The 12,370-nt window shown below is 70.1% G+C and carries 12 protein-coding genes; 8 read left to right on the forward strand and 4 right to left on the reverse strand.

Features of this window, described 5'->3' with window-relative positions:
* Nucleotides 1-93 precede the first annotated feature (93 nt).
* The 4 genes from T333_RS23195 to T333_RS23210 all read left to right on the forward strand — a co-directional run bounded on the left by T333_RS23195 (nucleotide 94) and on the right by T333_RS23210 (nucleotide 3,293).
* A complete protein-coding gene (locus T333_RS23195; RefSeq protein ID WP_357248830.1) occupies nucleotides 94-1,002 on the forward strand; it encodes a hypothetical protein in 909 nt (302 codons plus the stop codon).
* A gap of 29 nt (nucleotides 1,003-1,031) precedes the next feature.
* Nucleotides 1,032-1,448: a PPOX class F420-dependent oxidoreductase gene (locus T333_RS23200; protein ID WP_496425829.1), complete on the forward strand. Its 417-nt coding sequence runs from the start codon at nucleotides 1,032-1,034 to the stop codon at nucleotides 1,446-1,448.
* A 162-nt stretch (nucleotides 1,449-1,610) separates the two neighbouring features.
* On the forward strand, nucleotides 1,611-2,363 hold the full coding sequence (locus T333_RS23205) for a L,D-transpeptidase (RefSeq protein WP_355002445.1): 753 nt from the start codon (nucleotides 1,611-1,613) through the stop codon (nucleotides 2,361-2,363).
* A 153-nt stretch (nucleotides 2,364-2,516) separates the two neighbouring features.
* Entirely contained in the window at nucleotides 2,517-3,293 is a 777-nt protein-coding gene (locus tag T333_RS23210; protein ID WP_496425830.1) for a DUF8176 domain-containing protein, read from the forward strand.
* A gap of 80 nt (nucleotides 3,294-3,373) precedes the next feature.
* Here T333_RS23210 and T333_RS23215 read toward each other — a convergent pair whose 3' ends face one another.
* Nucleotides 3,374-4,225, reverse strand: a complete 852-nt coding sequence (locus T333_RS23215; protein WP_355002443.1) for a bifunctional 5,10-methylenetetrahydrofolate dehydrogenase/5,10-methenyltetrahydrofolate cyclohydrolase — start codon at nucleotides 4,223-4,225, stop codon at nucleotides 3,374-3,376.
* 216 nt (nucleotides 4,226-4,441) lie between these two features.
* Here T333_RS23215 and T333_RS23220 point away from each other — a divergent pair, with 216 nt between their 5' ends.
* Nucleotides 4,442-5,314 carry a YdcF family protein gene (locus T333_RS23220; protein ID WP_355002442.1) on the forward strand — a complete coding sequence of 291 codons (873 nt, stop codon included), beginning with the start codon at nucleotides 4,442-4,444 and terminating at the stop codon, nucleotides 5,312-5,314.
* Between the two features lie 168 nt (nucleotides 5,315-5,482).
* A complete protein-coding gene (locus T333_RS23225) occupies nucleotides 5,483-6,283 on the forward strand; it encodes a putative protein N(5)-glutamine methyltransferase (protein WP_496425831.1) in 801 nt (266 codons plus the stop codon).
* 72 nt (nucleotides 6,284-6,355) lie between these two features.
* Here T333_RS23225 and T333_RS23230 read toward each other — a convergent pair whose 3' ends face one another.
* Entirely contained in the window at nucleotides 6,356-7,186 is an 831-nt protein-coding gene (locus T333_RS23230) for an SDR family oxidoreductase (protein WP_496425832.1), read from the reverse strand.
* A gap of 67 nt (nucleotides 7,187-7,253) precedes the next feature.
* Nucleotides 7,254-8,825, reverse strand: coding sequence for a succinic semialdehyde dehydrogenase (locus T333_RS23235; RefSeq protein ID WP_355002439.1), 1,572 nt, complete (start codon nucleotides 8,823-8,825; stop codon nucleotides 7,254-7,256).
* A 149-nt stretch (nucleotides 8,826-8,974) separates the two neighbouring features.
* On the opposite strand from T333_RS23235, the gene T333_RS23240 reads away from it, so the two are divergent.
* A complete protein-coding gene (locus T333_RS23240; protein ID WP_355002438.1) occupies nucleotides 8,975-9,664 on the forward strand; it encodes a TetR/AcrR family transcriptional regulator in 690 nt (229 codons plus the stop codon).
* 62 nt (nucleotides 9,665-9,726) lie between these two features.
* The gene (locus T333_RS23245; protein WP_355002437.1) at nucleotides 9,727-10,383 is read left to right on the forward strand and encodes a TetR/AcrR family transcriptional regulator; all 657 of its coding nucleotides are present in this window, start codon (nucleotides 9,727-9,729) and stop codon (nucleotides 10,381-10,383) included.
* A gap of 92 nt (nucleotides 10,384-10,475) precedes the next feature.
* Here T333_RS23245 and T333_RS23250 read toward each other — a convergent pair whose 3' ends face one another.
* Nucleotides 10,476-11,966: a flavin-containing monooxygenase gene (locus tag T333_RS23250; RefSeq protein ID WP_496425833.1), complete on the reverse strand. Its 1,491-nt coding sequence runs from the start codon at nucleotides 11,964-11,966 to the stop codon at nucleotides 10,476-10,478.
* Between the last annotated feature and the right edge of the window lie 404 nt (nucleotides 11,967-12,370).

Raw genomic sequence — 12,370 nt, forward strand, 5'->3', positions numbered from 1 at the left:
GGCGGCCCTGACCAGGGGCGTGTCGGCGGATGCGCAAATCTTCGTACCGAAGGGTCTCCCGGGTGACCATGGCCGGATCTACGGTTGATGGTCATGAGTGACGCTCCCCCGTCCTCCGAGACGCCCGGCGACCCGGCGCTGCAGGTGCGCGAGCGACGCGCGCACGCCTGGAGCAACTACCGTGCCGCGCGCATCGCGCTGGCGGATCTGCGCATCCGCACCAATCTGCGCGGCAGGCCCGAGTGGCTCGGCCGGCTGCCGGGCGGGCCGTACGAGCGCGCGGAACGGCGGCTCGACCGGCTCCGTCGCGAACTCGGCAGGCACGGCGTCGGCGCCGACGAGCATTCGTGGGGCGTGCTCTCGGGCGGGGAGACCACCACGCTGAGCGGCGTAGTCGGGATCGAGGCGACGATCGCCGCCGTCGCGCCGCGTTTCGCGATGATCGCGCCGCAGTGGGCGCGGCAGCTGCGCGCCCTCGCCCGTGACTGCCCCTACGTGCGCGAGCAGGCCGCCGAGGGCGACCGCACGTCCGTCGACGAACTCACCTATCGACTGGCGGAGGCCGTGCGACTCGCGCCGTCCGAGGCGGCGCGGCAGCGGCTCGTCGATCACCTGCCCGGCGAACTGCGCCCGATTCCTTCCGATGTCATGCGGTTGCGCAGGAGCGGGCCGGGACCGATCGAGATCGAATTCGAGATCCACACCAGCACAATCGAACTCGACGGCATCACGGTCACGCCCGCGCTGCGCGGCATGGGCCTCGGCACCGCGGGCCTGGTGCACCTGTGCCGCACGGCCGACGCGCACCACCTGCACATCGCCGGTCAACTGCTGCCCACCTTCCGCGACGACGAGGCGACGGTCGCCGCGCTGGCCCGCTGGTGCCGCGCGCACGGTTTCACGGTGCAGGAACGGCTGGGCGGGCGCATGTCCCGTCCTCCGGCCACACCCAAGCCGGAATCCCGGCCGATCCGTCCGCTGGGCGGCGCGCCGCAGGCGTAGCGAACGAGGAGGAGGAGGAGGAGGCCGCAGTGGCGTTCACCGAGGAAGAGATCACCTACCTGCGCGCCCAGCCGCTGGCCAGGCTGGCGACGGTGGATCCGGACGGGCAACCCGACGTGGTGCCGGTCGCGATCGAGGTCGAGAATCCCGGGCTGTGGATCTGCGGCGCGGGCGAGCAGGTGTTGCGCACCCGCAAGGTGCGCAATGTGCTGGCCGGGAATCGCAGGGTGTCGCTGGTCGTCGACGACCTGGTGTCCATCGAGCCGTTCGTCGCGCGCGGCATCCGGATCTACGGGACCGCGGGCGACCCGGTCGAGCGGGTCGGCATGGTCGGCCCCGGCTTCTACCTGCCGATCTCGCCCACGGTGTCGTGGAGCTGGAATCTCGCGGGTGAGCCCGCGGGCGAGCAGTGGTACGAGACGAGGAAAACGGTGCACCGCGACTGAGCGAGAAGACCTTTCACACGCCCCCTCGCGCGGCGGTAAAAAACCGACCGGTTTCATGATTACCTCCCCGGAATCATGCCTCACATGTTCGGCAAGCCGGGTTGATCATGAAGGCGTAGGATAGTTTTCCGCGTACCACACCATCTCGAAAGGGGTGGAGCCATGCGGAGCGTTCTTCGCAACCTGTTCCTCGCGACCGTTGTCGTCGCTGTGGCCGTCTTCGGCTCGGGCGCGGCGGCGGCGACGCTGATCGGCCCGGCATTCGCCGACAGGATCACGGCGATCACGCCGACCGCCGGGCAGGAAGTCGGCGTCGCGCACCCGGTCACCATCCAGTTCGCCGCACCGGTCACTGACCGCGCTCGCGCCGAGCGCCTCGTGAGCATCGGCTCGGCAGGCCCGCTCGACGGCACGTTCGCGTGGGCGAACGACCGCGAACTCACCTGGACGCCGACGGACTTCCTGCCCGCGCGCTCCGACATCACCGTGCGATTCGGGAACTCCCGCACCGAATTCCGCACCAACGAAGGCGTTTACGCCGAGGCCGACATGTCCGCGCACACGTTCACCGTGAGCATCGGCGGCCAAGTCGTGCGGAGCATGCCCGCGTCCATGGGCAAGCCCGGATTCGAAACACCAACGGGCACTTACCCGGTGCTGGAGAAGTTCCGCTCGGTGGTCTTCGACTCCCGCACCATCGGCATCCCGCTGAGTTCGCCGGAGGGATACCTGATCAACGGCGAATACGCCGAACGTCTGACGTGGGGCGGTGTTTTCGTGCATTCGGCGCCGTGGTCGGTGGACTCCCAGGGTTATGCCAACGTCAGCCACGGCTGCATCAATCTCGGGCCCGACGACGCCGCTTGGTATTACGAGACGGTCGGCATCGGCGACCCGGTGAACGTGCACTGGTGAGGCCGCGTTCGGAGGTTCTCCTCTCCTCGCGACGCGCCCCGGACGTTTCGCGGAAGCCAGTTCCCTGGCAGTATCGTGCCGGGGAGCTGGTTTCGATGTGGGATGCACCCGACGGCGTGACCTGATGAAGGCGGGGAGATGGAACGACCGGACATGACGACACGACCCGGACGGGGCATGATGCCGCGCCCCGCCGCGCCCGGGACGCCGCCGTGGCCCGGCGAACAGAACTATCGCGGCGAAACCGACTATCGCGGCGAGTGGGCGGACTGGGTGCCGCGGCGACCGTACGACTCGGCGGCCGAGCCCGAATGGGAACCCGAGGCCGAATTCGTCCCGGAGCCAGCGCATTTCCCCGAGGAAGACGTCTTCGCGCGGATGATCGACCGCTCCCCCAAGCGCCCGCCCATCAAGCGCTGGGCTCCCGCGCTCGTCGCTTCCGTCGCCGCGCTGGCGATGACCGCCGCGGCGTTCCTGTACTTCCGCGGCGATCCCGCACCGCAGCCCACCGCCGCCAACAGCCCGGTCCCGACAGCCGAGCCGGTGGCTCCCGCCACCCGATGCCCCGCGGAGCGCGTGGGCAACAAGATCCAGGGAAACGGCGACGGCGGCACCGATTCCGGGCCGGGCGCGATCTTCGCCTTCCAGTACGCGTATTACGTGACGCGCTCCGCCGAACAGGCGCGCGCCGTGGTCGCGCCGAACGCCTCGGTGCCGACGGTGGCGGCCATCCAGCACGGCATCGACAGCATTCCCGCGGGCACCACGCACTGCGTCGCGATCACGCCGGGCGCCTTCGCGGGCCAGTATCGCGTGGTGATCACCGAGAACCGGCCGGGCCGCGACCCGATGACCTACAACGCCCAGCTGGTCAGCGTGGCGCGGACGGGTGACCGCACCCTGATCACGAGTATCGCCGCGGCGGGCTGAGCCGAAGTACGACAGCGCTCGCGGCGGGCCGTGGCAACTGGTGCCGCGGCCCTGTTCGACGGCGGCGCTTCCTACATCTCTCAGCCGCGCAGTTTCTCGGCGGCCGCGACCACGTGCCGCATGAGCAGCGCGGTGGTCACCGGGCCGACGCCGCCGGGGACGGGGCTGAGTCCGGCGGCCTTGCCGCGCACCGAGTCCGCGTCCACGTCGCCGACGATGCCGCCGTCGGGCGCCTCGTTGGTGCCGACATCGATGACGACCGCGCCCTCGCGCACGTGCTTGCCGGTGACCAGCCCGGCCCGGCCCGCGGCGGCGACCACCACGTCGGCGGTCGCGGTCACGGCCGCGAGGTCGGCCGTGCGCGAATGGCACACGATGACGGTGGCGTCCTCGGCGAGCAGCAGTTGCGCGAGCGGCTTGCCGACGATGTTCGAGCGGCCGACCACCGCGACCAGCTTGCCGCGCAGCGGGATCTCGTGGTGCTTCAGCAGTTCCACCACGGCCTCGGAGGTGGCGGGCACGAAACCGTCCAGACCCGCGGCGAGCAGGCCGAGCGAGAGCGGGCTGACCCCGTCGACGTCCTTGTCCGCGGCGATCGCCGAGCTCACGTCGTCCAGCGAGACACCGGCGGGCAACGGGGTCTGCAGCATGATCGCGTCGTAGGAGGTGTCGGCGCTGCGCGCGGTGAGTTCCTCCCGAATCTGCTCCGCGGTGGCGTCGGCGCCCAGATCGATACGCTCGCAGGCGATTCCGAGCCGCTCGGCGGCCTTGCGCAGCGAGTTGACATACCAGGCGCTGGCCGGATCGTCGTTGGCCACGACCAGGGCCAGCCGCGGGGCGTGTATGCCCGCGGCGAGCGCGGCGGTGCGCTCCTTGGTGTCGGCGTTGATGGCGGCGGCGAGTTCCTTGCCGGTCAGCGAAAGGGTGTCCACGGGGTGACAGCTTAATGGGCGCGGCCGCACGCATTCCGTCAGCAACCCGCTGGCCGAGTCGAGCTCGGACGGCCGCGTGAATCGACCGGGCGATTCGGCCACGCAATTACCGGGCTGCGGCGGGGTCCGGTCGTATCGTGTGGAGAGCTTTGCCCGGCCAACTGCCAGCTGACGTGCCGAAAACCCCGTTTCACGCGTGGAAAGGTGTCGACTGTAGTGAATATCTCGAGGCATTGGAGAATCCTGGTCGCGACAGCGTTCGCGACGTTCACCCTCACCGGCCTGGCGGGCGCGCCCGCCCAGGCGTCCCCCGAAACCGACGCCCTCTACAACTCCGCCCAGCGCCACTTCGTCGACGGCAACGACGGCGCGGGCCTCGCCGATCTGCGGGCGCTGATCGGCGCCGATCCCCATGACACCGAAGCGCTCTCGCTCCAGGCGATCTGGTCGCACTACGCCAACGATCTGCTCGGTCTCGCCGACGCCATGGGGCGGTTGCAGATCGCCGATCCCGAGCTGGCCGCGGGCACCGGCCACGTGCTGCACGCGATCAGCGCCGCGGTCGGCACACTGCCCAATCCGCTGCCCGCGCTGGTCGGCCCGCAGACCGGGATCGTCGTGCTGGGTTACGGTCTGCTGCCCGACGGCGCGCTGCGCCCCGAGCTGGTGAACCGGTTGACCGCGGCGTGGATCCAGGCCGTCGCGTCGCCGTTCTCGCCGATCGTGGTGACCGGCGGCAACCCGCAGAACGGGATCACCGAGGCCGAGGCCATGCGCAACTGGCTGGTCGAGCGCGGCATCCCGGCCTCGCGCGTGCACGTCGAGAACCGCGCGGGTTCGACGGTGCAGAACGCGCTGTACAGCAGCAAGCTGCTCCGCGACGTCGGCGCCACCAGCGCGGTCGTGGTGACCTCGCCCAACCACATTCGCCGCGCGGTCGCGGACTTCATCGTCGCGGGCACCCACGTCGTCGGCGCCATGACATCGCTCGAGCAGCTGGTCTCCCAGCTCCCTCCACCCGCCCGCCACGCCCAGCGCGGCATCTACCTCGACGCCACCCGCACCTTCCAACTGGCCACCTCCCGCTAGACACGCGCGGCCCGCGGCCCGATCGAGACGTTCTCGGTCGGGCCGCGGAACGTCTCGTGCCGATACCCGGGGTTGTATCGGTGACGACGACAACGCGGTCAGGCGGCGATCCGGGCCGCGGAGGCGCCGGATGGGACTTCGAGCCAGGGCCTGGGGCAGGATGGCCGGGTGTCTGGTGTGGAGGTCGCCGAGGTGGCGGCGCAGCTGCGGGTGGCGGGGTGTGTGTTCGCCGAGGAGGAGGCGCGGCTGTTGATCGATGCCGCGAAAGAGACCGGACGCGATATCGATGGCCTTGTGGCGGAACGGGTTTCCGGGATGCCACTCGAGCACCTGCTGGGCTGGGCGGAATTCCGCGGGTTGCGGGTGGCGGTCGGGCAGGGTGTGTTCGTGCCGAGGCAGCGCACGGCTTTCCTGGTCGAGGAGGCGCTCGCACTCGCGAACGCGATCGAGCCGACGCCCGTGGTGGTCGACCTGTGCTGCGGCTCCGGCGCCTTGGGTATGGCGCTGGCCACCGCGCTGATCGCCGAGGGGCAGACGGTCGACTTGTCGGCCGCCGATATCGAACCCGCCGCCGTCGAGTGCGCCCGCCGCAATCTCGCTCCGCTCGGCGCGGCCGTGTACGAGGGCGACCTGTTCGCGCCGCTGCCCGCCGCCCTGCGCGGTCGCGTCGACCTCTTGCTCGCCAACACCCCGTACGTGCCCTCGGACCACATCGCGGACATGCCGCCCGAGGCCCGCGACCACGAGCCGCGCACCGCCTTGGACGGCGGCGCCGACGGTCTGGACATCTTCCGTCGCGTCGTCGCCGACGCGCCCGATTGGCTCGCTCCCGGCGGACACCTGCTCGTCGAATCGAGCCCGGAGCAGGCGATCGTCGCCACCGAGATCCTGACCGAGCGCGGCCTCCTCGCCCGCGTCGCGGAGTCCGAGGAGCACTACGCGACCGTCGTCATCGGCACGCGTCCGTGAGTGTCACCCGTGGGCACAAGCCGCGGACGGCCGCGCGTCCCCCTGGAACGCGCGGTCGTTCGTCGTCCGGGCCTACTTCTTACGTCCGGTGAATTCGTCCATCGAGTGGTAGACGCCCACCGTGTCGAGGAACAGATCGCGCAGCTTGAGCGGCAGGATGCCGGACAGCGCCCGGTTGAGGCGGGAGGTCCACGGCAGCACGACCAGCGCGTTGCCCTGCTTCATCTCGTTCCACGAGGTGTCGACGACCGCGTCCTGCTCGAGGATCGGGGTGAGCCAGAAACCCTTGGCGCCGTCGAACATTCCGGTGTTGATGTAGGTCGGGCACACGGTGGTGACCTTGACGTGGTCGTGGCCCGCCTGCTCGAGTTCCAGGCGCACCGAGTCGGACCAGCCGAGGGCCGCCCACTTGGACGCGGCGTAGACGGACATGCGCGGGTTGGCCACCAGGCCCGCGGACGAGGCGATGTTCAGCACCCGCGCCTGGCCGGTTCCACGCACCATGGCGGGCAGGAATTCGAGGGTGATGTACATCGGCGCGAGCGAGTTGATCGCCATCGTCTTGTCGATGTCGGCGCGGTTCTCGGTCTCCCAGAAGTAGGTGTTGCCGCGCACGATGCCCGCGTTGTTCACCAGGATGTCGATGTCGCCGACCGTCTCACGGACCGAGGTCGCGGTCTCGGCGATGGCGTCCCGATCCGACACGTCGACCACGTAGTGGTGGATCTCCGAGCCGCGGCCCGCGAGTTCCGCGGCGGTGCCCTTCAGCGCGACCTCGTTGATGTCCCACAGCACCACCGCGGCGGCGCCCTCGCGCACCGCGCGCTCGGCGAACAACTTGCCCAGCCCCATGGCGGCGCCCGTGACCAGAACCTTCTTGCCCGCGACCGTGTCCAGCTTCATCCGTTCCCTATCCCTGCGTTCGTTTCCGGTGACGTCGCTCGTGACGACGGCGGTTTCTCGGCGCCGCCTACTTCTGTCGCAGCGCCTTCATGACGTTGAAGTAGAGCGTCATGGTCTTGGCCCACAGCTCCTCCGACATCCCGGGCAGCGGCGCGATCGGCAGCACGCGCTGCACCGCGATGGTCTGGGTGTCGATGTACTTGAGCAGGCCCTCGGGGCCGTGCCGCCGTCCGGTGCCGGAGATACCGAGCCCGCCGGACGGCGCGTCGGCGCTGCCCCACGCGGCGATGAAGCCCTCGTTGACGTTCACCGATCCGGCGTTGATGCGGGCGGCCACCGCCCGGCCGCGCGCCGCGTCCTTGGTCCACACGCTGGCGTTGAGGCCGTAGGCGGTGTCGTTGGCCGCCTCGATGGCCTCCTCGTCGCTGCCGACGCGGTAGACCGAGACCACCGGGCCGAAGGTCTCCTCGCGGTAGACGGTCATGCCGGGGCGCACGTCGGCGAGCACGGTCGGCTCGTAGAAGAAGGGACCGAGGTCGGGGCGCGCACGGCCGCCCGCGAGCACCCGCGCACCCTTGGCCACCGCGTCGTCGACGTGCGCGCGCACGGTGTCCAGCTGACGCTGGAAGGTCAGCGAGCCCATGTCGCTGGCGTAGTTCAGCTGCGCGCCCAGCTCGATCGAGCGCACATTCGCGACGAATTCGGTGACGAACCGGTCGTAGACCGCCTCGTGCACGTAGACGCGCTCCATGGATTCGCACAGCTGTCCCGCCGAGGAGAAGCAGGCGCGGACGGCGACTTTGGCGGCCCGGGACACGTCGGCGTCGGCCAGCACCAGCAGCGGGTTCTTGCCGCCCAGTTCCAGCGAGTAGCCGATCAACCGCTCGCCCGCCTGCTGGGCGATGGTGCGGCCGGTGGCGCTGGAGCCGGTGTAGTCGACGTAGTCGGCGCGCGCGATGACCTCGCCGCCGATCACCGAACCGCGTCCCAGCACCGCCTGCCACAAGCCGCGCGGCAGTCCGGCGCGCACGGCGGCGTCGATGGCCCACAGTGCGGTCAGCGCGGTCTGGTTGTCCGGCCGTGCGACCACGGCGTTGCCCGCGACGAGGGCGGGCAGCGCGTCGGAGGCGGCCAAGGCGAGCGGGTAGTTCCACGGCGAGATCACCGCGACGACGCCCTTGGGCCGGTTCCGGACATCGACCTGGGTGAGGACCGGCAGCACGCCGCGCGGCTTGCGGGTCGCCAGCAGCTTCTCGGCGACCGAGGCGTAGTACCTGGCATTCACCGCGACATCGCCGACCTCGTCGAAGGCGTGCGCGCGGGACTTGCCGGTCTCGGTCTGCACGATGTCGAGGATGGCGTCCTGCTCGGCGAGCACGATGTCGTGGAAGCGGCGCAGCACGGCGGCGCGCTCGCGCACCGGACGCTGGGCCCATTCGCGCTGCGCGGCCCGCGCCGTGGCGAAGGCGCGCTCGATGTCGTCGGTGCCGGACTGCGGCAGCTCGGTGACGAACCGCCCGGTCGCGGGCGCGAAGACCTCGACCGCTGGGGCGCCGCCCGCGACGGCGTGCTCGAGCAGCGGCCGCACCAGGTCGGCGGGCAGTGCGGCCGGTTCGGCCAGCTTCGGGGCGGTCGTCATTGTCGGCCCTCTCGTGGGACGGATTCGGATGCTCGCGTCCAGAGCATTTACTGAACAGTGGTGTTAGATTAATCCTCGTGACGCGTCCCGTGTCAAGCTCTCCGTTGTGCAGCACAGACATGCCCGCCATCCAGCTGTGAGGCCTCACCATGCCCGCTGACGCGCCGACCCGCCGCGGCCGCCCGCCGCAGACCAAGGAGCAGGCCGAGGAGGTCAAAGCCAGGATCGTGCTCGCGACCGCGGAAGTGTTCACCCGCAACGGTTCTCGCGGCCTGAGCGTCGCGCAGATCATCGAGCAGGCCGGATTGGCGCGGCCGACGTTCTACCGGTACTTCGGCAACGCCGCCGAACCGCTGCACGTGTTGCTGGCCGCGTCCAACGAGGGCTTGGTCGGCGGGATCCGCGCCGCGCTCACCGGCACCGACGAACCCGTCGAGCTCGGCATCCGGCTCATCGACGCCTACCTGGACTGGGCCCGCGGCCACGGCCCCATGCTGCGCCCGCTGTTCGCCGAACTGCACGATCCGGCCTCGCCGGTCTCCGCCTATCGCGAGCGCGCGCTCGACGACATCCGCGCGACCGTCCGCGAGACGTTCACCGAGCTGGGCAGGCCGGTGCCCTCGCCGCTCGATCTGGACGCCGCGCTGCACGTCTGCGAATACGTCGTCTACCGCATCTCCGCGGGCACCGCGCCCGGCGCCGAACCCGACGCCGAGACCGTCGACGCCGCGCGGCTCACCATGATCCGCGTCCTGCTGACCACGCTCGGCACCCGCGCCGACATCGAATACGCCCTCGACATCCCGAATCTCTTCCCCGAAGCGCCGACGCCTCCCTGATACGGCCCGAGGCCGGAAGTCGACCCCCGCCGGGGCCTGTTCGGGCATGAGAGGATCGAGGGATGGTCGCCGATTCCGACGAATCCTTCGCCCGTATGCGCAACTGGCGCGGGCTGGCCCCCGCCGAGCGAATCGCCACGCGCAGAACACAACTCGTCGAAGCCGCCGCCGAATTGATGGCGACCGTCGGCGCGTCCGAGATCTCCATGCGCGGGGTGTGCAGGCAGGCCGGACTGACCGAGCGCTACTTCTACGAGAGCTTCCCGAATCTGGACGCGCTGCTCACCACCGTGCTGGAGACGGTGGTCGTCGGCGCGCGGGACCACCTGCTCGACGCGCTGACCGAGGCGCCGATCGAACGCGAGGCGATGTTCCGCCACGTCGTCGCGGCCTTCACCGACTATCTGACCGAGGATCGGCGGCGCGGCCGGATCATGTTCGTGGAGTCGCAGTCCACCCCCGTGCTCGCGCAGCGCGGCGACGAACTCATCGAACTGTTCACCGCGCCCATCGCCATGACCATCGGCGCGGGCGACTACCGCGAACCCGGACCGGACCACCTCGACAGCGTGCTCAACGCGAACGCGATCTTCGGTGCGCTGGCCTACCTGTACCGGCCGTGGCTGGACGGCACGATCGACGTCCCGCGCGAGCGGTTCGACGAGCACGCCGCCCGCCTGCTCACCGCCATCGCGCCGATCAGGTCTTCCGACGCTTAGTCCCTGTCTCGAAGTCCGGCGGCGGGGTCGGTCGGCGGTCTCCGAACTGCGGCCGTGCGTGGTCCGTGGACGGACTCCGTCCAGCAGCACCCTTACTCGGCGGCCACCCGGTCGCGGAGCGCGGCGCGCTCGAATCGCATGGCTCCGTCGGTGATCGCGCCGTGGCGCAACGTGACCAGATCGCGCACGTAGTTCATGCGCAGTGTCCACGGCGCGCGATCGCCCTGCATCGGGAACATGGTCGCGGCGCGCAGCACGTAGCCGGGCATGAAATTGGTGAACAGCGGCGCCTTGCCGACCGAGGGATCGCGCACCGGCATGCAGCGGTCGTAGCCGTGCGCGTCCATGTGCCGCAGCAGCCGCACCACGTACTCGCTGACCAAGTCCGCCTTGAGCGTCCACGACGCGTTGGTGTAGCCGATCACGAAGGCGAAGTTCGGCACCCCGGACAGCATCATCGCCTTGTAGGCGAGGTGATCGGCCATGTCGACCGGCGTCCCGTCCACCACGAGCTCCATGCCGCCGAAGGCGAGCAGGTTCAAACCCGTTGCGGTGATGACGATGTCGGCGTCGAGGTGGTTTCCGGAAGCCAGCGCGAGCCCGCGCTCGGTGAAGGTCTCGACGCGATCGGTGACGATGTCGAGTCGCCCCTTGCGGATGGCGCGGAAGAAATCGCCGTTCGGCGCCAGGCACAGGCGCTGATCCCACGGGTTGTACTTCGGCGTGAAGTGGGTGTCGATGTCGAAGCCCGGCGGCAGCCAGCGCTGCTGCCAGCCGCGGATCCTGGCCCGCATGCGGTCCGGGTAGCGCTGGCTCAGCTGGTAGATCGCGGTCGCGATGGCCACGTTCTTCGCGCGCGCCACCGCGTAGGCCGCCTTGGCGGGCAACCATTTGCGCGCCCGGTGGGCAAGGTCGTCGCGTTCCGGCGCGGAGATGATGTAGCTGGGCGAGCGCTGCAGCATGGTGACGTGCGCGCCCTGCTCGGTCAGCGCGGGGCCGAGCGTCACCGCGGTGGCGCCGCTGCCGATGAGCACGACGTGCTTGTCGGCCACGTCCAGTTCGTCCGGCCAGTGCTGCGGATGGACGATCGGACCGGCGAAGCGCTCGGTGCCCGCGAAGTCCGGCGTGTAGCCCTCGTCGTAGCGGTAGTAGCCCGAGCAGCACCACAGGAAGTCGGTGGTCAGCGTGACCATCTCGCCCGTGTCGGTGCGTTCGGCGCGCACGGTCCACCGGTTGTCGGCCGAGGACCACTCGGCGCGCACGACACGGTGGTGGTAGCGGATGTGTTCGTCGATGCCGCTCTCGCGCGCGGTGTCGCGTAGGTAGTCCAGGATCGTGTGGCCGTCGGCGATCGCCTTGTCCCCCAGCCAGGGACGGAAGCGGTAGCCGAGGGTGTACATGTCCGAGTCGGAGCGAATTCCGGGGTAGCGGAACAGATCCCAGGTCCCGCCGAGGGCCGCGCGGCTCTCCAGGACGGCGAAGCTGCGCCCGGGAAACGCCTGCCGCACGTGGTACGCCGCACCGATGCCGGACAGTCCGGCCCCGACGATGAGTACATCGACGTGCTCGGTCTCGGTCGTCATCACACAGCTCCTCCGATCTCCTGCGGACGGGTGCGGCGCCGCATCCGCGATAGGTCGAGCGTAGTCGGCGCTCCCCGGCGCATCGGCCGATGGTTCCCGCGCACAAGCGCGGGCGCCGTCGAGTGAACTCACTCACACGGGCCCGCGCACCGCCCGCGCGCCGACCCGTCCAGCTACCCCGAAGCTCCGTTAGCGAATTGTTCGCCGTCACAACGGCCCTTCGCCGCGCCGCCGCTCGACCCCGTCGCGCGGCACGCCCGGAAACGGGTGTCAGAACGGTGCGGCGCCCCCTACCGGCCACCATAGCGAGCCGCCATAGCCGGACGGTGACCAGTTAGTGACACTGCACGATACGGCTATCTCGAATGGCCAACTGTCCCAGAAGGATTCCCGTTTCGGACCGT

It is taken from the genome of Nocardia sp. CNS-044 (genome assembly GCF_059570515.1).